Origin of the sequence: Streptomyces racemochromogenes, assembly GCF_039535215.1 — a bacterium.
Lineage (GTDB): Bacteria > Actinomycetota > Actinomycetes > Streptomycetales > Streptomycetaceae > Streptomyces > Streptomyces racemochromogenes.
This window is the reverse complement of record NZ_BAAAWT010000001.1, coordinates 1,974,518-1,995,565: the sequence shown is the minus strand read 5'-3', so window position 1 is coordinate 1,995,565 and position 21,048 is coordinate 1,974,518. Positions and strand designations below refer to the sequence as shown.

Genomic DNA, 21,048 nt, shown 5'->3' with positions numbered 1-21,048 from the left:
GAGTTCCCGCCAGGGGGAACGCCGACTTGCACCTTGGGTGGAGCACGCGCCGGGCGGCCGTCGGGGACGGACGCGGCGGGGCTCGCTTTTCAGATCTGCCTCATCCACGCGGTACGGGGCCTGAGAGATTCAAGGGAGGTACTTGCTCCTTCGGCGCCCGGGCACGGCCTCGCGGCCTGCCGGGACTCTCCCGCGCGGATTCAAGCGGCCGGTATGCAGTTTGGTGTCCAGATGGCGCACATCATTGCACGGGACGGCCCGGGGAGGGCAGTGGGGCCCGGAAGAACGTGCGGTCCGGACGGGGCCGGCCGTCCGCGCCGTGGAATGCCCGGCCGCAACCGTGGCCGTCGGATTACCGTCTCTTTACACGGGGCGGGCATGGGGCCCCCGCGGCCCGATTCGGGGGAGACGATCACTGTGCGGAGACTCGGAGTGGCGACGACTACAGGCGCGGTCGGGGCGGCCCCGCAGCGGCGGAGCACCGCCCGGTCCACGCCGGCCGCCGGCGGCCCCGTCCGCGACCTGCGCGGACGGTCCGCGCGGCCGCACCGGCTGAGCTACGCCGCCGGGGACATCGTCGTGGTGTCCGGGCTGCCCGGCGGCGGCAAGAGCACCCTGATCAAGCGGGCCGCCGAAGCCGCCATCGACTCGCAGGACACCCGCGAGCGGTGGGAGCGCCGGATGCCGTCCCGCCTGCCGTACGCGGTGTACCGGCCGCTGGTCCGCGCCGCCCACTACGGGGGGCTGTGGCGCGAGCTGCGCTCCGGCGCCTCTGTGGTGGTCCACGACTGCGGCACCCAGCCGTGGGTGCGGGGCCTGCTGGCCGCCTTCGCCCGGCGGCGGGGGCGGGGGCTGCACCTGCTGCTGCTGGACACCACCGCCGAGGAGGCGCTGTCCGGGCAGGCGGTCCGGGGGCGGCGGGTGTCGGCGTACGCCTTCGCGCGGCACCGGGGGGCGGTCTCGCGCCTCCTGCGCTCCGCGGAAGCGGGCCGCACCCCGCGGGGCTGCGCCTCGGTCACCCTCCTGGACCGCCCCTCGGCCGCCGCCGTCACCCGGATCACCTTCGGCCCCTGACCCGGCCGGCGGGACTGACGGCCGCCCGCGCGGCGGGAGCCCGCACACCGGACCGGCGCTCCACCGCGCGCCCGGCCCCGATAGCCTCGGGGGCACACAGGGCGCGACCACACGGAGGCACAGGCAGATGCAGGCGCAAGGCAACGGCTGGCCGGCGAACGAGTTGGAGCAGGTGCTCGGGGCGGCGCTCGGCCAGGCGGACGCCGGCCCGCGGATCATCGACGCGCTCGGCCGCGGCCAGGTCTGGGTGCCGCTGCCGAACGGCGGCGGCCCCGACAGCGCCTCCCTCGACCTCCCCACGATGCTGATCGACGGCGCCGCGTACGTCCCCGTCTACAGCTCGGAGGCCCAGTTCCGCATCGCCGCCGGCCCCGCCATGGACTTCGCGGTCGCCCCCGCCGTCGAGTTCGCCCGCGGCCTGCCCCCGCAGCTCGGCATCGCCGTGAACCCCGAGGGTGCCGTCGGGGTCCCGCTCCCCCCGGCCGCCGTCGCGGAGCTCTGCCGCGCCGGCCGCACCGAGCTCGACGGTCCGGCGGGCGGCGCCCGCGTCCGGCTCTTCGAGCCCGACTGGCAGGACGACCCGGTCGACTTCCTCGCGGCCGCGGCCGAGGAGTTCCGGGCCACCGGCGCCGTGGCGTCCGCCCACCGCTGCCTCGCCAGCGTCGAGGGCGGCGAGCCCCAGCTCTACATCGGTGTCCGCCTGCTGGGATGGGATCCCGCACTGCGCGACGCCCCGCTGGAGGCGCTCGGCCGCGCCCTGGGCCGCGTACCGGCGCCCTGGCCCGTGCAGTTGATCCTGCTGGACGCCGCCGAGGACCCGGTCACGGAGTGGATTCGTGAGCGCGTACGCCCCTTCTACCTGCCGTAGCGCCGCTTAAGCTGGTCGGGACGTGTGGACGACGGGCGGACGAAGACGAAGAGGGGTACCGGGTGAGTGCGTCAGGCACGGCCGCGGCCGGGCAGGTCGAGCACATGCTGCGCCAGGTGACTCCCGGGCGCTATGAGAGCTATGAGTCATTCCTGCACGCCCTCGCCGAGGGCAGGCTGTGGATGCTCCTGTGGCAGGGGCAGCCGGGCTCACCGGACGCCCAGTACGGCGGCATGGAGGTCGAGGGGCTGGGCTACGCCCCCTGCGTGACCTCCCCGCAGGAGCTGGCCGCGAGCGGCTGGAACCGGGGCTACGAGGTGGTCACGGGCCGGGACATCGCCCGCGCCCTCTACCCGGACCGCTGGGGGCTGTGGGTCAACCCGCACGCCCAGGGCGGCGGCCTCGGCATCCCCTGGGCCGACCTGCGCCGGGTCGCCACCGGCCTGGACCGGATGCCGGCGGGGCCGCTGCGGCTGTCCGAGCCGTCCCTGGAGCTCCCGCAGTTCTACGGGCTGCTGACCCAGCACGCGCACCGCACGCCGGCCGTGAGGTCGCTGCGCCGCGCCTGGGTGCAGCCCTCGCTGGGGTCCGCGTACCTGGCGGTGGGGCTCGACCTGTACGACGCCTCGCCGCACGCGCTGGAATCCGTACGCGAGATGATGCGCCAGTCGGTCGGCGCCGTGCCCGAGGGGGTCCCGGTGTGCACGGTCGCGCTCGCGGACGAGCACGACCCGGTGGCGATGTGGCTGCGCGCGCAGACCCGGCCCTTCTACGACCGCGAGGGGCAGGCGGCCGCCTACTGAGCCCCCGCGGGCGCCCCGGGGACGCTTTCCCCGAGCTTCCTACAGGGATTTCCGGGGTGCGCCCGCAGTCTGGGACAGCCCCCTCCGACGGACCACGGGCCGCCGGGAACCACGGTTCCCGGCGGCCTTCGTCTTGTCCGGATATCGCCGCAAGTGGGCGCCCAATTGGCGTACTCGTCCCCAGAGTTGGCCGTGATGTCCGTTTGCGTACCGAACGGACGGTCTTGCTCCGCTGAGCCGTGAGCGGAGTCCGGATAACGGGAATCAGGGCGTCAGATCACGGTTGCGCATCCATTCATCTGCGGGTCTGGCGGCTGGTCGAGCGCCCGATGAAGACTCCCCACCCAAGAGCCGGTCAGTCCTCCAGGACGCGGTTCGGCACGTGGACCTCGCCGCTCGTCCCGACGCGGCGCTTCCGCACTTCCCGCACCTCAGCCGCACCGCACCGCACGCACCGCACCCTGCTCCACCCACAGCACGGCCGCACTGCCAGCACCTCGCACCTCGTACGCGTTCACGTGCCCCGAGCACTGGAGCGCCACTCCGCACCAACGCCGCCACAGCGGCGGGCATGGGCCGACCCACCCGTCGGCCGAGAGGGGTCCCCACCACGATGACGGCACCACTGCACGACACGAGCGCGGAAACACCCGCACCCGTGTCCGTAGCCGAAGTCCCTGCCAAGGCCATCGAAGGCCGCTCGCCCGGCCGCATCGCCTGGATGCGGCTCAAGCGCGACAAGGTCGCGCTCACCGGCGGCGTGATCGTGATCCTCCTGATCCTGGTGGCGGTCTTCGCGCCGCTGATCGTGAACCTGCTGGGCCACGACCCCAACGAGTTCCACGAGGACATGATCGACCCGGACCTGGGCACGCCGCTCGGCTCCTTCGGCGGCATCAGTTCCGACTTCCTGCTGGGCGTCGAACCGACCAACGGGCGCGACGTGTTCAGCCGGATCGTCTACGGCGCCCGCATCTCGCTGGTCGTCGCCTTCCTGGCGGCCTTCGTCTCGGTCGTCCTGGGAAGCCTCCTGGGCGCCCTCGCCGGCTTCCTCGGCGGCTGGGTGGACGGCATCATCAGCCGCCTGATGGACCTGCTGCTGGCCTTCCCCCAGCTGCTGTTCACCATCGCCCTGGTCTCCGTGGTCCCCAACTCCTTGTGGGGGTTCGAGGGTTCCGGCGTGCGGATGGGCGTGCTCATCCTCGTCATCGGCTTCTTCGGCTGGCCGTACATCGGCCGCATCGTCCGGGGCCAGACGATCTCCCTGCGGGAACGCGAGTACGTCGAGGCCGCACGCAGCCTCGGAGCCGGGCGCGGCTACATCCTCCTCAAGGAGCTGCTGCCCAACCTGGTCGCACCGATCCTCGTGTACGCCACGCTGATCATCCCGACCAACATCCTGACCGAAGCGGCCCTCAGCTTCCTCGGTGCCGGCGTCAAGCCGCCCACCGCTTCCTGGGGAAAGATGCTCTCCGACGCCGTCCCCATCTACCAGGACGACCCCATGTACATGGTGGTTCCCGGTATGACGATCTTCATCACCGTCCTGGCGTTCAACCTCTTCGGGGACGGGCTGCGTGACGCACTCGACCCCAAGGGCAGCTGAACCGCTTCTTCGATTCACCACCTATGGAGGTTGGACAACGTGACCCGCAGAAAGCAGGCCCTTGCGATCACCGCCGTGATCGCCGCGCTCTCGATGACCGCCGCGTGCGGTGACAACGGGGCGAAGAAGGACGACAAGGCCGACGGCGACAGCGGCAAGGGCTACAGCGGCGCCGCCACCGCCGTGATCAACCCCTCCGACGCCAAGGGCGGCGAGCTCAAGCTCTGGTCCCCGCAGGACGTCGACTACCTCGACCCGGCGCGCGCCTACTACGGCTTCGTCTGGAACATGCAGCGCCTCTACGTCCGCAGCCTGCTGGCCTACGACGCCAAGCCGGGCAAGGACGGCACGAAGGTCGTCCCCGACCTCGCCGAGGCCCTGCCGGTCATCAGCAACGACGGCAAGACCTACACCCTGAAGCTCAAGGACGGGGTGAAGTTCGAGGACGGCACGCCGATCACCTCGAAGGACATCAAGTACGGCGTCGAGCGCGTCTTCGCGCAGGACGTGCTGTCCGGCGGCCCGACCTACCTCATCGACCTCCTGGACCAGGGCCAGAAGTACCCCGGCCCCTACAAGGACACCGACCCGAACAAGATGGGTCTGAAGACGGTCGAGACGCCGGACGACAAGACGATCGTCTTCAACCTGGCGAGCGCCAACTCCGACTTCAGCTACCTGCTGGCCATGCCGTCCTCCTCGCCGGTCCCGGTGGGCAAGGACACGGGTGCCACGTACACCAACAAGCCGGTGTCCACGGGCCCCTACAAGGTCGAGAGCTTCACCGCCGGCAAGGGCGCGACCTTCGTCCGCAACGAGAACTGGGACCCGAAGACGGACCCGATCCGCAAGGGTCTGCCGGACAAGGTCTCCTTCACGGTCACCACCAACCCGGACGACATGGACCAGCGCCTGCTCTCGGGCGACATCGACATGGCCGTCGACGGCACCGGTGTCCAGCAGGCCGCGAAGAACAAGATCCTCAAGGACGCGAAGCTCAAGGCCAACTCGGACAACCCGTTCACGGGCTACATCCGCTACTTCGCCTTCCCGCAGACGGTCGCGCCGTTCGACAACATCGAGTGCCGCAAGGCCGTCATCTACGCGGCCGACCCGAAGTCCCTCCAGACCGCCCGCGGCGGCCCGACCAGCGGTGACCTCGGCGCGAACATGCTGCCGGCCGGCGTCCCCGGCTCGGACAAGAGCTACGACCCCTTCGGCCTGACCAAGGGCAAGCCGCAGGAGTCCAAGGCCAAGGAGGCCCTCAAGGCCTGTGGCAAGCCCGACGGCTTCGAGACCGTCATCGCCGTGCGCAACAACCGCGCCCCCGAGGTGAAGACGGCCGAGTCCCTCCAGGCCTCGCTCGCCAAGGTCGGCATCAAGGCGACGATCGACCAGTTCGACGGCAAGCTCTCCTCCTCCACGATCGGTTCGCCCGAGAACGTGAAGAAGAAGGGCTACGGCATCATCGTCATGGGCTGGGGCGCCGACTACAACTCCGGCGCGGGCTTCCTGCAGCCGCTGGTCGACGGATCGTTCATCCTGCCGAACGGCAACAACAACTACACCGAGGTCAACGACTCCGAGATCAACGGCCTGTTCGACAAGGCCGCTGCCGCCGCCACCCCGGAGGCCGCCGCTCCGATCTACACGGAGATCAACAAGAAGGTCATGGACAAGGCGCTCTACCTGCCGATCAACTTCGACAAGGCGCTCGTCTACCACAACCCGCGCCTGACGAACGTCTTCTTCAACGAGTCCTTCGGCAAGATCGACCTCGCCACCGTGGGCATCAAGCAGTAGCAGCAGGCGGCCCGGCCGACCGCCGGGCACGCAACCCGCAACTCAGCACGTAAGTAAGTGCCTTCACCGCACATGCGCTAGTCCGAAGGGCAGGTGAAGGCCGCAGGCGCTGGCCGCCGCCCCCACGAGGGGCGGCGGCCACCAGCCCCGGGCGGCCGACTGCAGTGCTCGTCTACCTCATACGGCGGCTGTTCAACGTCGCCGCCACGCTGCTGGTGGTCTCCGTGGTCACCTTCGGCATCTTCTTCGCGGTCCCGAAGCTGACCGGCAGCGATCCCGCGCTCATGTACGCAGGCCGGGAGACCAACGAGACCGCCCTGGCGGGCATCCGCGTGAAGATGGGCTTCGACAAGCCCATCTCCGAGCAGTACCTGCTCTTCGTCAAGGGCATCTTCGCCGGCCGTGACTACGACGGCGGCACCGAGATCACCCACTGTGCGGCACCCTGCTTCGGTTACTCCTTCAAGACCGAGGCGCCCGTCTGGGAAACCATGATGGACCGCATCCCCGTCACCCTCTCGCTCGCCCTCGGCGCGGCCGTGATCTGGGTGATCGCCGGTGTGGCCACGGGCGTGATCTCCGCACTCAAACGCCGCACCGCCATCGACCGCACCGTCATGGTCGGCGCGCTCGCCGGCGTCTCCCTGCCGATCTTCTTCACCGGCATGGTGGCCCCCGCGATCTTCGTCTACAGCCTCGGCTGGCTGGACGTCTCCAACTACCAGCCCCTGACCGAGGATCCGGTGGCCTGGCTCAACAGCATGATCCTGCCCTGGGTCACCCTGGCCTTCCTCTTCGCCGCCACCTACGCCCGCATCACCCGGGCGACCATGCTCGAGGTCCTCGGCGAGGACTACATCCGCACCGCCCGCGCCAAGGGCCTCAAGGAGGGCGTGGTCATCCGCAAGCACGCCCTGCGCTCCACGCTCACCCCGGTCGTCACCATGTTCGGCCTGGACCTCGGCGGCCTCCTCGGCGGCGCGGTGCTCACCGAGACCACCTTCAACTTCCAGGGCCTGGGCACGGCCGCGGTGGCCGCCATCAGCGCCGGCGACCTTCCCGTGATCATGGGCGTCACCCTGCTCGCCGCCCTGTTCGTGGTCCTCGCCAACCTGATCGTGGACCTGCTGTACGTCGTCATCGACCCGCGCGTGAGGCTGACGTGACCAAGAACGATTCCGACCAGCCGGCCTTCGTGCCCGAGCAGGGCGGCGCGCCCGACGCGGCCCCCTTCCTCTCCGTGCGCGACCTCAAGGTCCACTTCCCGACCGACGACGGCCTGGTCAAGTCCGTGGACGGCCTCAGCTTCGACCTGGAGCGCGGCAAGACCCTCGGCATCGTGGGCGAGTCCGGCTCCGGCAAGTCGGTGACCTCGCTGGCCATCATGGGCCTGCACCGCACCGGCAACGCCCGCAGCCGCCCGGACATCTCGGGCGAGGTCGTGCTCGACGGCGAGGACCTGGTCAGCGCCGACGCCGACCGCGTGCGCCGGCTCCGCGGCCGCAAGATGGCCATGGTCTTCCAGGACCCGCTGTCCGCGATGCACCCGTACTACTCCGTGGGCAAGCAGATCGTCGAGGCGTACCGGACCCACCACGACGTCGACAAGAAGAAGGCCCGCGCCCGCGCCGTCGAGATGCTCGACCGCGTCGGCATCCCGGAGCCCCACCGGCGCGTGGACGCGTACCCCCACGAGTTCTCCGGCGGCATGCGCCAGCGCGCGATGATCGCCATGGCGCTCGTCAACAACCCCGAACTGCTCATCGCGGACGAGCCGACCACCGCCCTCGACGTCACCGTCCAGGCGCAGATCCTCGACCTGATCCGCGACCTGCAGAAGGAGTTCGGCTCCGCGGTCATCATGATCACGCACGACCTCGGCGTGGTCGCCGAGATGGCCGACGAGATCCTCGTGATGTACGGCGGCCGGTGCGTCGAGCGCGGCACCGCCGAGAAGGTGTTCTACGAGCCCCGCCACCCCTACACCTGGGGACTGCTCGGCTCCATGCCGCGCATCGACCGCGACCAGACCGAGCGTCTGATCCCGGTCAAGGGCTCGCCGCCCAGCCTGATCAACATCCCGAGCGGCTGCGCGTTCAACCCCCGGTGCCCCTACGCCGACGTGCCCAAGGGGGGCATCACCCGCACCCAGCGGCCCGAGCTGACCCAGGACGACAGCCGGCACTGGTCCGCCTGCCACATGTCGCAGGAGGAGCGGACCCGGATCTGGACCGAAGAGATTGCGCCGAAGCTGTGACGGACATGAAGAAGGACACCGCCGCCCAGGACTCGGCGGCGGCGACGGCCGTCGCCGAGGCGGAGCCGCTGCTGAAGGTCACCGGCCTGGTCAAGCACTTCCCCATCAACAAGGGGCTGCTGCGCCGCCAGAGCGCCGCCGTCAAGGCCGTCGACGGGATCGACTTCGACGTCCGGCGGGGTGAGACCCTCGGCGTCGTCGGCGAGTCCGGCTGCGGCAAGTCGACGATGGGCCGCCTCATCACGCGTCTGCTGGAGCCGACGGGCGGCCGCATCGAGTTCGAGGGCAAGGACATCACCCACCTCGGCGTGGCCGGCATGCGCCCGCTGCGCCGCGACGTGCAGATGATCTTCCAGGACCCGTACGGCTCCCTGAACCCGCGCCACACGGTCGGTGCGATCGTCTCGGCCCCCTTCAAGCTCCAGGGCGTCACCCCCGAGGGCGGCGTCAAGAAGGAGGTCCAGCGCCTCCTCTCGCTCGTCGGCCTGAACCCGGAGCACTACAACCGCTACCCGCACGAGTTCTCCGGCGGCCAGCGCCAGCGCATCGGCATCGCCCGCGCCCTGGCGCTGAAGCCGAAGCTCGTCGTCGCGGACGAGCCGGTGTCGGCGCTGGACGTGTCGATCCAGGCGCAGGTGGTGAACCTGCTGGACGACCTCCAGCAGGAGCTCGGCCTGACGTACGTGATCATCGCGCACGACCTGTCGGTCATCCGGCACGTCTCGGACCGCATCGCGGTGATGTACCTCGGCAAGATCGTGGAGCTGGCGGACCGCAAGTCGCTGTACGAGTCCCCGATGCACCCCTACACGAACGCCCTGCTGTCCGCGGTCCCCGTCCCGGACCCGAGGCGGCGCGGGGCGAAGAGCGGCCGCATCCTGCTCAAGGGCGACGTCCCCTCGCCGATCTCCCCGCCGGCCGGCTGCCGCTTCCACACGCGGTGCTGGAAGGCGACGGAGGTCTGCGCGAAGCAGGACCCGCCGCTGCTGACGATCAAGCCGGGCCACCAGACGGCCTGCCACCACCCGGAGAACCAGCCTTCCTGACGCGCCGCCGCACGCCCGCCGCCTCGCACGCCGGCGGGGCTACAGACAGCCCCGCCGGCGTGTGAGGCGCGGGGGTCCGGGGCGCGGCCCCGGGGAACGGGCGAAGGGTGGGGAGGGGACTCTGCCCCGCGCAGCGGTCCGCCCGCGCCCGCACTCCTCGCGCGCCCGGCGCAGCGGGCACCCGGACCCCCGCGCGGCAGCGCAGCGGCGGGGGACGTCCCCGCCCCGCCGTCAGGCGACAATGGCGGGGTGCTCCACGATCTCTTCCCGCCCGGCATCCAGCACGCCCTGGACCTCGCGGGCATCTTCGTCTTCGCCACCGCCGGCGCCCTCCTCGCGGTCCGCAAGAACTTCGACGTCTTCGGCATCTGCGTCCTCGCCCTCGTCACCGCCCTCGGCGGCGGCCTCCTGCGGGACCTGTGCATCGGTGCCGTCCCGCCCGCGGCCTTCGGCGAACTCAGCTTCTTCGTGACCCCCCTGATCGCCGCCGCGCTCGTCTTCTTCCTCCACCCCGAGGTGCAGCGCATCAACCGCGCCATCAACGTCTTCGACGCGGCCGGCCTCGGGCTGTTCTGCGTCACCGGCACCACCAAGGCCTACGAGTACGGCCTCGGCCTGACCGCCTCCGCGGCGCTGGGCCTGGCCACCGCCGTCGGCGGCGGCGTGCTGCGCGACGTCCTCGCCAACGAGGTGCCCTCGCTGCTGCGCGACCGCGAGATGTACGCCGTGCCCGCCGTCGTCGGCGCCGCGATGGTGGCCGTGTTCATCGGCTTCGAGGTCCTCAACCCGGTGACCACCGGCATCGCCATCGTCACCACCTTCGTGCTGCGCCTGCTCGCGATGCGCTACCACTGGCGGGCCCCGCTGGCCTGGAACCGACGTTCCTCGGTGGCCGAAGAGGTATAGGCAAGAGAAAGCTACCGCTTAGTAGCTTGCCGGTGTACCGTCGTCGGCATGTCTTACGCAGCGGCCCAGGCCTCCATCGGCGACAGCGAATTCGACCGCGACACCACCGTCACCGCCCGCGCGGGCGAGCCCGGGGTGTACGACGCGGAGCTGTCCGCAGGCTGGACGATCATCACCGCCGTCAACGGCGGCTATCTGCTGGCCCTGGTCGGCCGGGCCCTCGCGTCGGCCCTGCCGCACCCGGACCCCTTCACCGTCTCCGCCCATTACCTGACCTCCTCCGTGCCCGGCCCCGCCGTGATCCGCACCGAGGTGGTCCGCGTCGGGCGCACCCTCTCCACCGGCCAGGCCTCGCTGTTCCAGTACGACGAGAACGGCGCCGAGGTCGAGCGCATCCGCGTCCTCGCCTCGTACGGGGACCTCGCCGCGCTCCCCGACGCCGTGCACACGGTGGCGCGCCCGCCGCTCATCCCGGCGTACGAGGACTGCCTCGGCCCCGAGGCCGGCCCGGCCCCGATCCCCGGCAGCAACGCGATCGTCGACCGGCTCCGGCTCCGCCTGGACCCGGCGACCGCGGGCTGGGCGGTCGGCGCGCCCTCCGGCAAGGGAGAGATGCGGGCCTGGTTCGAGCTGGCCGACGGCCGCGACGCCGATCCGCTGTCGCTGCTGCTCGCGGTGGACGCGCTGCCGCCGACCGCCTTCGACCTCGGCCTGCTCGGCTGGGCCCCGACCGTCGAACTCACCACCCACATCCGCTGCCGCCCGGCCCCGGGCCCGCTGCGGGTGGGCATCGTCACCCGCAACCTGGCCGGGGGCTTCCTGGAGGAGGACGCCGAGGTCTGGGACTCCGCCGACCGCCTGGTCGCCCAGTCCCGCCAGCTGGCCCGCGCCCCGCGCTAGGGGACGAGAGCCGCACCGGGCCGCGGAGGGGGCGGCCCGGTGGTCGGACCAAGGGCACCCGGGCGGGACCCGGCGGGGCGGGGGACTCGTAGAATCAAAAAATCATGGCCTACCTCGACCACGCCGCGACCACGCCGATGCTCCCGGAAGCCGCTGCGGCGATGACCGCGCAGTTCGCCGCCACCGGCAACGCGTCCTCCCTGCACGCCGCCGGCCGCCGGGCCCGCCGTACCGTCGAGGAGGCCCGCGAGTCCCTCGCCGAGGCGCTCGGCGCGCGCCCGAGCGAGGTGGTCTTCACCGCCGGCGGCACCGAGGCCGACAACCTCGCCGTCAAGGGCCTCTACTGGGCCCGGCGCGACGCCGACCCGGCCCGCAGGCGGGTCCTCGCCAGCCCCGTCGAGCACCACGCCGTCCTCGACGCCGTGCACTGGCTCGCCGAGCACGAGGGGGCCGAGGTCGAGTACCTGCCCGTCGACCGCTACGGCCGCGTGCACCCCGAGGACTTCCGGGCGGCCCTGGAGCGCAACCCCGGCGACGTCGCCCTCGCCACCGTGATGTGGGCCAACAACGAGATCGGCACCGTCATGCCGGTCGCGGAACTGGCCGCCGTAGCGCGGGAGTTCGCCGTACCCCTGCACTCCGACGCCGTCCAGGCCTTCGGCCAGCTCGACGTCCGCTTCGGCGACAGCGGCCTCGCCGCCATGACCGTCAGCGGCCACAAGGTCGGCGGCCCCTACGGCATCGGCGCGCTGCTGCTCGGCCGCGACCAGAGCCCCGTCCCGGTCCTGCACGGCGGCGGCCAGGAGCGGCACGTCCGCTCCGGCACCCTCGACGTGCCCGCCATCGCCGCCTTCGCGGTGGCGGCCGTACTCGCCGCCGAGCGGCGCGAGCGGTTCGCCGCCGAGGTCGGCGCCCTGCGCGACGAGCTGATCACGGCCGTGCTGGCCGCCGTCCCCGACGCCGTCCTCGGCGGCGACCCGGTGGACCGGCTGCCGGCCAACGCCCACTTCAGCTTCCCCGGCTGCGAGGGCGACTCGCTCCTGCTGCTGCTGGACGCGCAGGGCATCGAGTGCTCCACCGGCTCCGCCTGCACCGCGGGGGTGGCCCAGCCCAGCCACGTCCTGCTCGCGGCCGGGACGGACCCGCGGCTGGCCCGCGGCACCCTGCGGTTCTCCCTGGGGCACACCTCCACCAAGGAGGACGTCGCCGCCGTCGCCGCCGCGATCGGCCCCGCCGTGGAGCGCGCCCGCAGCGCCGGCCTCAGCTAGCGGCCGCCGCCGCGAGCTCCTGGCGGACCAGGCGCAGGTAGCGGTCCCAGTCCCAGTGAGGGCCGGGATCCGTGTGGTCGGCGCCCGGCACCTCGTCGTGGCCCAGGACGTGCCTGCGGTCCGCCGGTATGCCGTACCTCCGGCAGACGTCGGCGGCCAGTCTCGCCGAGGCCGCGTACAGGGCGTCGGTGAAGTCCTGGGGCCGGTCGACGAAGCCCACGTGCTCGATGCCGATGCTGCGCTCGTTCATGTCCCGGTTCGCCGCGTGGAAGGCCACGTCGAGCTCGCGCACCATCTGCTCCACATGGCCGTCCTGGCGCACTATGTAGTGCGCCGACGCCTTGTGGAACGGGTTCCTGAAGGCGTCGACCGAGGACTCGAAGCCGCCCTGTGTGACATGGACGACGATCCGGTCCACCCGGTAGTCGTCGGGCCGGTCCGCGAGCCGCCAGTTCGCCGGCGAGGCCGCCGTCCAGCTCGCGGCCGCGTAGTCGAGCTCGCCCTCCTTGCGCGGCTTGGACACCCCGGGCAGCAGCCACCAGGCCCGCCCGATCTCGTCCCGGGCCGCGAACCCCGCCGCCGTGAGGACCCCCAGCCCGCCCAGCAGCACCGCCCGCCGGGTCCGGCGCGGTCCCCTCGGCCCCTTCTCCACCTGCTCGGTCATGTGATCCACCCCCCACAGCCGACAACGCGCCGTGACCCCGCCCGGTTCCCCGTACCCTGGACGGTGCTATGACTGAGAACCTGCCGCGCACCGCCCGCCCCCTCCGCGTCCTGGCCGCCATGTCCGGCGGTGTGGACTCCGCCGTCGCCGCCGCCCGCGCCGTCGAAGCCGGGCACGACGTCACCGGGGTCCACCTGGCGCTCTCCGCGAACCCCCAGTCCTTCCGGACCGGCGCCCGCGGCTGCTGCACCATCGAGGACTCCCGCGACGCCCGCCGCGCGGCCGACGTCATCGGCATCCCCTTCTACTGCTGGGACCTCGCCGAGCGCTTCCGCGAGGACGTCGTCGAGGACTTCGTCGCCGAGTACGAGGCCGGGCGCACCCCGAATCCCTGCCTCCGCTGCAACGAGAAGATCAAGTTCGCGGCGCTGCTCGACAAGGCCCTCGCCCTCGGCTTCGACGCCGTCTGCACCGGCCACTACGCCACCGTCGTCGAGAACGCCGACGGCTCCCGCGAGCTGCACCGCGCCTCCGACATGGCCAAGGATCAGTCCTACGTCCTCGGCGTCCTCGACGAGAAGCAGCTGGCCCACGCCCTCTTCCCGCTCGGCGACACGATCACCACCAAGGACGAGATCCGCGCCGAGGCCGAGCGCCGGGGGCTGGCCGTCGCGAAGAAGCCCGACAGCCACGACATCTGCTTCATCGCCGACGGCGACACCCAGGGCTTCCTCGCCAAGCGCCTGGGCAAGGCCGAGGGCGACATCGTCGACGGCGCCACCGGCGAGAAGGTCGGCACCCACGACGGCGCCTACGGCTTCACCATCGGCCAGCGCAAGGGCCTGCGCATCGGCCACCCGGCCCCCGACGGCAAGCCCCGCTACGTCCTCGACATCTCCCCGGTGAACAACACCGTCACCGTCGGCCCCGTCGAGGCCCTCGACGTCACCGCCCTCACCGCGATCCGCCCCCGCTGGTGCGGCTCCACCCCCGCCGCCCCGGGCACCTACACCGCGCAGCTGCGCGCCCACGGCGGCGAGACCGAGGTCTTCGCCGAGGTCGTGGACGGCGAGCTGCGTGTCACCTTCACCGAGCCGGTCCGCGGCGTGGCCCCCGGCCAGGCGATCGTCCTCTACGACGACACCCGCGTGGTCGGCTCCGCCACCATCGCGACCACGACCCGGGCCGCGGCCGCCGCCACCGCCTAGGCGACCGTCAGGACGATCTTGCCGGTGGTGCGGCCGAGCTCGCCGATCCCGTGGGCCTTCGCGGCCTGCTCCAGCGGCAGGACCGTGTCCACGAGGGGCTTCAGGGCGCCGCGGTCGGCCAGTGCGGCGATCTCGCGCAGCCCCAGCCGGTCCGGCTCGACCAGCACCCAGTCGGCGCGGAAGCCGCGGGTGTCGGCCGGGACGTCGTCCGGGCCCGGGAGGGTGACCAGCCGGCCGCCCTCGCGGAGCACCGAGAGGGAGCGTTCGGCGACCTCGCCGCCGAGGCCGTCCAGGACCACGTCCACGTCCGCCACCACGTCCTCGAACGCCACGGCGCGGTAGTCGACGACCTCGTCCGCGCCCAGCGAGCGCAGCAGCTCGTGCTTGCCCGCGCTGGCCGTGCCGATCACGTACGCCCCGCGCGCCTTGGCGATCTGCACCGCCAGGTGCCCGACCCCGCCGGCGGCGGCGTGCACGAGGACCCGCTCGCCGGGACGCACGTCCGTGGTGTCCACCAGCGCCTGCCAGGCCGTCAGCGCGGCCAGCGGCAGCGCGGCGGCCTCCACGTGGCTCAGCGAGGCGGGCTTGGCCGCCAGCTGCCGGGCCGGGGCGACCACGTACTCGGCGTACCCGCCGGCCTGCCGCGGGAAGAGCGGCATGCCGTACACCTCGTCACCCGGCCGGAAGACGGTCGTGCCGGGGCCGACGGCTTCGACGGTGCCCGAGACGTCCCAGCCGACGACCGGGGTCTCGCCCCACTCGATCAGGTGGCCGGACGCCCGCGTCTTCCAGTCGACCGGGTTGACGCCCGCCGCGTGGACGCGGACGAGGACCTCGCCCAGCCCGGGCTCGGGCCGCTCGATCTCCCGCTCGACGAGGTTCTCGGGGCCGCCCCACTCGTTCACGACGATCGCACGCATCTCTACTGCCTCTTTCCGACTGATTCCGTATTTTTCCGGGCCCTGCCCGGCGACATCACCCAGATTCGGGCCTCGCGCACCTCCGTGGTATTGGCCGTCCGGCCACCATGTGACAGGATCTGGCCATGAGTACGTACCCGGACGGAAGCGGCCCCCGCGGCAGGCACCTCATCGCCGTCCTCGCCCTGCCCGGCTTCCCGCCCTTCGAGCTGGGCATCCCCTCGCGCGTCTTCGGCCAGGCCGTGGACGCGGCAGGCGAACCCCTGTACGAGGTCGTCGTCTGCACCGCCGACGGCGAGCCCGTCCCCAGCGACTCCGGCTTCAGCCTCCAGCCCGCCGCCGGCCCCGAGGCCCTCGCCGCCGCCGACACGGTGATCGTCCCGCCCACCCACGCCATGCCCGAGCTGGCGCTCGGCGGCCCGCTGCCGCCCGCGGTGGCCGCCGCCATCGCCGGCATCCGGCCCGGCACCCGCCTGGTCTCCATCTGCTCCGGCTCGTACGTGCTCGCCGCCGCCGGACTCCTCGACGGCCGGCCCGCCACCACCCACTGGAACCTCGCCCCCGAGTTCCGCCGGGCCTACCCCCGGGTCCGGGTCGACGAGGAGGTCCTCTTCGTCGACGACGGCGACGTCCTGACCTCCGCCGGCGTCTCCGCCGGCGTCGACCTGTGCCTCCACCTGATCCGCCGCGACCACGGCGCCGCCGTCACCAACCGGGCCGCCCGCATGTGCGTCGTACCGCCCTGGCGCGACGGCGGGCAGGCACAGTTCATCGACCGGCCGGTGCCCGAGCCCACCGTCGCCACCACCACCGCCACCCGCGCCTGGGCCCTGGAACGGCTCGGCGAGCCGATCTCCCTCGCCGAACTCGCCGAGCACGCCCGGATGAGCCTGCGCACCTTCACCCGGCGCTTCCGCGACGAGGTCGGCATGACCCCCGTCCAGTGGCTCACCGCCCAGCGCCTGGAGATCGCCCGGCACCTGCTGGAGTCCAGCGACCTCCCCGTCGACCTGGTCGCGCACCGCTCCGGCTTCGGCACCGCCAACTCCCTGCGCCAGCACATGCGCGCCTCCATCGGCGTCTCCCCGATCGCCTACCGCCGCACCTTCCAGCCCGCCGCCCGGGCATGACCTCCGGGGTAATCGCCACCGCGGACTCCCGCTGACAGCATCGGAGCAACGGCCGGGACCGCCCGGCGCACCGACAGGGGAGGCCCACATGACCGCGTACGCCATCGCGCACCTGCACCGGCCGACGCTCAACGAGGACGTCCTGCGCTACATCGAGGCGATCCAGGCGACCATGGACCCCTTCGGCGGCCGCTTCCTCGTCCACGGCAAGGAGGTCGAGGTCCTCGAAGGCCCCTTCCCCGGCACCGTCGTCGTCATCGGCTTCCCCGACATCGAGAGCGCCCGCGCCTGGTACGCCTCCGACGCCTACCAGGCCATCCTCCCGCTGCGCACCGACCACATCCCCGGCACGGCCTTCCTGGTCGAGGGCGTACCCGGCGACTACGACGCCACCGCGCGGGCGGGCGCCCTGCGCGAGGCCGCCGGATCCTGACCCCCGGCGCCTGGCCGCGGACCGAGGCGGCGGCGGGGCCCGGGCGGATGCGAGCATGGGCCGTATGGCTACTCACCTGATCACCGGTGCCGGCTCCGGCATCGGCGCCGCCGTCGCCGCCCGCCTGCACGCCCGCGGCGACGACCTCGTCCTGCTCGCCCGCGACGCCGCCCGCGCCCGGCAGCTCGTCGAGCGCTACCCCGGCGCGCGGACCCTCGTGGGCGACCTCGCGGATCCCGACCGGCTGTCATGGGCGTTCTCCAAGCAGCCGGTCCCCGAGCGCATCGACTCCCTCCTGCACATCGCCGGGATCGTCGACCTCGGACCGGTCGGGGAGCTCCGCCCCAAGACCTGGCACCAGCAGCTCAACGTCAACCTGATCGCCCCCGCCGAGGTCACCCGGCTGCTGCTGCCCACCCTGCGCGCCTCCAAGGCCACCGTCGTCTTCGTGAACTCCGGCGCCGGCCTCACCGCCCACGCCGACTGGAGCGCCTACGCCGCCTCCAAGCACGGCCTCAAGGCCCTCGCCGACTCCCTGCGCGCCGAGGAGAAGGCCAACGGCATCCGCGTCACCTCCGTCTACCCCGGCCGCACCGCCAGCCCCATGCAGGCCAAGGTGCACTCCCAGGAGGGCAAGGAGTACGACGCCGAGCGCTGGATCGACCCCGAGTCGGTGGCGACCACCATCGTCATGGCCGTCGACCTGCCGCGCGACGCCGAGGTCAACGACCTGTCCGTCAGGCCCGGCCGATGACCGCGAGCGCCACCGGCGTCGGCTCCCTGCCCGGCGGTGACGCCCGCGAGGCCGCCAAGACCGCGACGGGCTCCTTCGAGGAGTTCCCGTACCTGCCCGAGCTGCCCGCCCGCGGACCCGGCGCCGACATGATCGGCCGCTCCCTGGGGCTGCTCGTCGACATGTACGCGCACGTGGAACCCAGCGGCTGGCGGATCAGCGACCGCCCCGGCCGCGACACCCGCCGCGCCCGCTCCTGGCTGGGCGAGGACCTCGACGCCCTGGAGGAGTTCACCCAGGGCTACACCGGCAAGCTCAAGGTCCAGGCCGTCGGCCCGTGGACCCTGGCCACCGCGCTCGAACTGCACGGCGGCGAGGCCGTCCTCCAGGACGCCGGAGCCTGCCGCGACCTGGCCGCGTCCCTCGCCGAGGGCCTGCGCGACCACCTCGCCGACGTGCGCAAGCGCGTCCCCGGCGCCGAGATCGTGCTCCAGTACGACGAGCCCTCGCTCACCGCCGTCCTGCGCGGCCGGGTGCGCTCCGCCAGCGGCTACCGCACCTACCGGGCCGTCGACCGCCAGGTGGTCGAGAGCACCCTGCGCGACCTCTTCGCCGTCCACGACGGGGAGGTCGTCGTGCACTCCTGCGCGCCCGAGGTCCCCTTCGCGCTGCTGCACAGGGCCGGCGCCACGGGCGTCTCGTTCGATTTCTCACTGCTCACCGAGCGCGAGGACGACGCCATCGGCGAGGCCGTCGAAGGCGGGCTGAAACTCTTCACCGGAGTGGTGCCGGGCACCGATGCCCCGTTGTCGGACCCGGGCGGTAGCGTCATGGGTGTCAGGAAGCTCTGGCGCAGGCTGGGACTGGCCCCGGGGACTCTCGCCGAGTCCGTCGTGGTCACCCCGTCGTGCGGTCTGGCGGGCGCCTCGCCCGCGTACGCCCGCGCGGCGCAGGCCCATTGCGTCAGGGCGGCGAGGTCGCTCGCCGACAACCCTGAGTGACGGTCGAGGACGGGCCACGGGAGGACACGGCATGGCAGCCGAACAGCAGGACACGGCAGTACCGACGGCGGTGCGCGAGCAGCACCAGCTGCTCGCCGAGCAGGTCGAGGAGCACCGCTTCCGGTACTACGTGAACGACCAGCCGGTCGTCAGCGACGCCGAGTTCGACCAGCTGCTGCGCTCCCTGGAGGCCCTGGAGGAGCAGTACCCCGAGCTGCGCACGCCCGACTCGCCCACCCAGAAGGTGGCCGGGGCGTACGAGACGGACTTCGCCTCCGTGGAGCACCGCGAGCGGATGCTCTCCCTCGACAACGCCTTCGACGACGAGGAGCTGTCCGCCTGGGCCGACCGGGTGGCCCGGGACGTGAACACCCCGGACTACCACTACCTGTGCGAGCTCAAGGTGGACGGTCTCGCCGTCAACCTCACCTACGAGAACGGCCGCCTCACCCGCGCCGCCACCCGCGGCGACGGCCGCACCGGCGAGGACATCACGCCCAACGTCCGCACCATCGCCGAGATCCCGGACCGCCTCAAGGGGGACCGGGTCCCGGCCCTCGTCGAGATCCGCGGCGAGGTGTACTTCCCGATGGAGAAGTTCGAGGAGCTCAACGCCCGGCTCGTCGAGGCCTCGGGCAAGCCCTTCGCCAACCCGCGCAACGCGGCGGCCGGTTCGCTGCGCCAGAAGGACCCCAAGGTCACCGCGTCCCGCCCGCTGCACATGGTGGTCCACGGGATCGGCGCCCGCGAGGGCTTCGAGATCGAGCGCCAGTCGCAGGCGTACGAGCTGCTGCGCGAGTGGGGCCTGCCCACCGCCCGGCACAACAAGGTCGTCTCCTCCCTGGCCGAGGTCCGCGAGTTCATCGCCCTCTTCGGGGAGAACCGGCACTCGGTGGAGCACGAGATCGACGGCGTCGTCGTCAAGCTCGACGAGATCGCCCTCCAGGGCCGCCTCGGCTCCACCGCCCGCGCCCCCCGCTGGGCCATCGCCTGGAAGTACGCCCCCGAAGAGGTCAACACCAAGCTCGTCGACATCAAGGTCGGCGTCGGGCGCACCGGGCGCGTCACCCCGTACGCCCAGGTGGAGCCGGTGACGGTGGCCGGCTCCGAGGTCGAGTTCGCGACCCTGCACAACCAGGAGGTCGTCAAGGCCAAGGGCGTCCTCATCGGGGACACCGTCGTCCTGCGCAAGGCCGGCGACGTCATCCCGGAGATCCTCGGCCCGGTCGTGGACCTGCGGGACGGCACCGAGCGCGAGTTCGTCATGCCGGCCCTGTGCCCCGAGTGCGGGACGGAGCTGCGCCCGATGAAGGAGGGCGACATCGACGTGCGGTGCCCCAACGGGCAGACCTGCCCCGCGCAGCTGCGGGAGCGGATCTACTACCTCGCCGGCCGGCAGAGCCTGGACATCGAGAACTTCGGCATCGTCGCGGCCGCCGCCCTGACCGGCCCGCTGGAGCCGGCGCGGCCGCCGCTGCTGGACGAGGGCGACCTCTTCGACCTCACGATCGAGCAGCTGCTGCCCATCAAGGCGTACGTCCGGGACCCGGACAGCGGACTGCCCAAGCGGGACCCGAAGACCGGCGAGGAGAAGATCGTCACGGTCTTCGCCAACCAGAAGGGCGAGCCGAAGAAGAACGCCCTGGCCATGCTGGAGAACATCGCGGCGGCCAAGCAGCGCCCGCTCGCCCGGATCATCAACGGCCTGTCGATCCGGCACGTCGGTCCGGTCGCAGCGGAGGCGCTCGCCCGCGAGTTCCGCTCGATCGAGCGCATCGAGCAGGCCACCGAGGAGGAGCTGACGGCCACCGAGGGCGTCGGGGCGATCATCGCCGCCTCCCTCAAGGAGTGGTTCGCCGTCGACTGGCACCAGGAGATCCTGCGCAAGTGGCGGGCGGCCGGCGTACGGATGGAGGAGGAAGGTTCCGCCGAGGAGGAGGGGCCGCGCCCGCTGGAGGGCCTGACCGTCGTCGTCACCGGCACCCTGCAGAACCACACCCGCGACGGGGCCAAGGAGGCCCTGCAGAGCCGCGGGGCCAAGGTCACCGGCTCGGTGTCGAAGAAGACCTCCTTCGTCGTCGTCGGCGACAACCCCGGCTCGAAGTACGACAAGGCCGTCCAGCTGGGCCTCGCGATCCTCGACGACGCCGGCTTCGAGGTGCTCCTCGAACAGGGTCCCGACGCCGCGCGCGAGGCCGCGCTCCCGCTGGAGGGCGCCGCCGGAGCCGAGGGCGGTCAGTAACCGCGCGGGAGTCGTCCAGGGGCGGCGGAGGCGAACGGATGCATGGCGCCCGGCCGTACGGGCGGGCGCACGCCCGGCGCGGTTCCCGGTGGAAAACGGCCGGTGGACGGCTGGTCGAGGGGCCGCGAGCTGTCGGATCATCGGACGGGTGACAGGGGGGTCCTGGTCCAAACTCACCCGTTCGGC

General features: G+C 72.3%; 19 protein-coding genes and 1 riboswitch. Of the genes, 17 read left to right on the top strand and 2 right to left on the bottom strand.

What is annotated here, in order from left to right; translation table 11 throughout:
• Window positions 1–99 precede the first annotated feature (99 nt).
• Window positions 100–203: riboswitch (glycine riboswitch) on the bottom strand.
• Between the two features lie 175 nt (window positions 204–378).
• The 11 genes from ABD973_RS08995 to ABD973_RS08945 all read left to right on the top strand — a co-directional run bounded on the left by ABD973_RS08995 (window position 379) and on the right by ABD973_RS08945 (window position 12,531).
• Window positions 379–1,074, top strand: a complete 696-nt coding sequence (locus tag ABD973_RS08995) for an AAA family ATPase (RefSeq protein WP_386381800.1) — start codon at window positions 379–381, stop codon at window positions 1,072–1,074.
• Window positions 1,075–1,201: 127 nt separating this feature from the next.
• Complete coding sequence (locus ABD973_RS08990) at window positions 1,202–1,942, top strand: enhanced serine sensitivity protein SseB (protein WP_125822573.1); 741 nt, start codon at window positions 1,202–1,204, stop codon at window positions 1,940–1,942.
• Window positions 1,943–2,004: 62 nt separating this feature from the next.
• Window positions 2,005–2,745: an enhanced serine sensitivity protein SseB C-terminal domain-containing protein gene (locus tag ABD973_RS08985; protein WP_125822574.1), complete on the top strand. Its 741-nt coding sequence runs from the start codon at window positions 2,005–2,007 to the stop codon at window positions 2,743–2,745.
• A 613-nt stretch (window positions 2,746–3,358) separates the two neighbouring features.
• Window positions 3,359–4,351, top strand: coding sequence for an ABC transporter permease (locus ABD973_RS08980; protein WP_125602144.1), 993 nt, complete (start codon window positions 3,359–3,361; stop codon window positions 4,349–4,351).
• Between the two features lie 93 nt (window positions 4,352–4,444).
• A complete protein-coding gene (locus tag ABD973_RS08975; protein ID WP_241253602.1) occupies window positions 4,445–6,154 on the top strand; it encodes an ABC transporter substrate-binding protein in 1,710 nt (569 codons plus the stop codon).
• Window positions 6,155–6,318: 164 nt separating this feature from the next.
• Window positions 6,319–7,320, top strand: coding sequence for an ABC transporter permease (locus tag ABD973_RS08970; protein WP_125602150.1), 1,002 nt, complete (start codon window positions 6,319–6,321; stop codon window positions 7,318–7,320).
• Window positions 7,321–7,349: 29 nt separating this feature from the next.
• Window positions 7,350–8,411, top strand: coding sequence for an ABC transporter ATP-binding protein (locus ABD973_RS08965; protein ID WP_050779917.1), 1,062 nt, complete (start codon window positions 7,350–7,352; stop codon window positions 8,409–8,411).
• Window positions 8,412–8,416: 5 nt separating this feature from the next.
• Window positions 8,417–9,457 (top strand): ABC transporter ATP-binding protein, encoded by a 1,041-nt coding sequence (locus ABD973_RS08960; RefSeq protein WP_241253388.1) that lies wholly within the window; start codon window positions 8,417–8,419, stop codon window positions 9,455–9,457.
• A gap of 249 nt (window positions 9,458–9,706) precedes the next feature.
• A complete protein-coding gene (locus ABD973_RS08955) occupies window positions 9,707–10,363 on the top strand; it encodes a trimeric intracellular cation channel family protein (RefSeq protein WP_125602156.1) in 657 nt (218 codons plus the stop codon).
• Window positions 10,364–10,411: 48 nt separating this feature from the next.
• Complete coding sequence (locus ABD973_RS08950; RefSeq protein ID WP_125822576.1) at window positions 10,412–11,263, top strand: thioesterase family protein; 852 nt, start codon at window positions 10,412–10,414, stop codon at window positions 11,261–11,263.
• A gap of 104 nt (window positions 11,264–11,367) precedes the next feature.
• On the top strand, window positions 11,368–12,531 hold the full coding sequence (locus tag ABD973_RS08945; protein ID WP_125822577.1) for a cysteine desulfurase family protein: 1,164 nt from the start codon (window positions 11,368–11,370) through the stop codon (window positions 12,529–12,531).
• Here ABD973_RS08945 and ABD973_RS08940 read toward each other — a convergent pair.
• Window positions 12,524–13,195: an N-acetylmuramoyl-L-alanine amidase gene (locus ABD973_RS08940; RefSeq protein ID WP_345499668.1), complete on the bottom strand. Its 672-nt coding sequence runs from the start codon at window positions 13,193–13,195 to the stop codon at window positions 12,524–12,526. The genes ABD973_RS08945 and ABD973_RS08940 overlap by 8 nt on opposite strands.
• Before the next feature lie 68 nt (window positions 13,196–13,263).
• On the opposite strand from ABD973_RS08940, the gene mnmA reads away from it, so the two are divergent.
• Window positions 13,264–14,403 carry a tRNA 2-thiouridine(34) synthase MnmA gene (gene mnmA / locus ABD973_RS08935; RefSeq protein WP_125822579.1) on the top strand — a complete coding sequence of 380 codons (1,140 nt, stop codon included), beginning with the start codon at window positions 13,264–13,266 and terminating at the stop codon, window positions 14,401–14,403.
• Here mnmA and ABD973_RS08930 read toward each other — a convergent pair.
• Window positions 14,400–15,323 carry an NADP-dependent oxidoreductase gene (locus ABD973_RS08930; protein ID WP_345499666.1) on the bottom strand — a complete coding sequence of 308 codons (924 nt, stop codon included), beginning with the start codon at window positions 15,321–15,323 and terminating at the stop codon, window positions 14,400–14,402. The genes mnmA and ABD973_RS08930 overlap by 4 nt on opposite strands.
• A 125-nt stretch (window positions 15,324–15,448) precedes the next feature.
• Between ABD973_RS08930 and ABD973_RS08925 the strand changes: the two genes are divergently transcribed.
• From ABD973_RS08925 to ligA, 5 genes are all read left to right on the top strand, one after another.
• Window positions 15,449–16,453 carry a GlxA family transcriptional regulator gene (locus ABD973_RS08925; protein ID WP_345499664.1) on the top strand — a complete coding sequence of 335 codons (1,005 nt, stop codon included), beginning with the start codon at window positions 15,449–15,451 and terminating at the stop codon, window positions 16,451–16,453.
• A gap of 88 nt (window positions 16,454–16,541) precedes the next feature.
• Window positions 16,542–16,886, top strand: a complete 345-nt coding sequence (locus ABD973_RS08920; protein WP_125822582.1) for a DUF1330 domain-containing protein — start codon at window positions 16,542–16,544, stop codon at window positions 16,884–16,886.
• 64 nt (window positions 16,887–16,950) lie between these two features.
• Window positions 16,951–17,640, top strand: a complete 690-nt coding sequence (locus ABD973_RS08915) for an SDR family oxidoreductase (protein WP_125598435.1) — start codon at window positions 16,951–16,953, stop codon at window positions 17,638–17,640.
• Window positions 17,637–18,620 (top strand): methionine synthase, encoded by a 984-nt coding sequence (locus tag ABD973_RS08910; RefSeq protein ID WP_345499660.1) that lies wholly within the window; start codon window positions 17,637–17,639, stop codon window positions 18,618–18,620. The genes ABD973_RS08915 and ABD973_RS08910 overlap by 4 nt, the downstream gene beginning before the upstream one ends.
• 31 nt (window positions 18,621–18,651) lie before the next feature.
• Window positions 18,652–20,862: an NAD-dependent DNA ligase LigA gene (ligA, locus tag ABD973_RS08905; protein ID WP_345499658.1), complete on the top strand. Its 2,211-nt coding sequence runs from the start codon at window positions 18,652–18,654 to the stop codon at window positions 20,860–20,862.
• The last annotated feature ends 186 nt before the right edge of the window (window positions 20,863–21,048 follow it).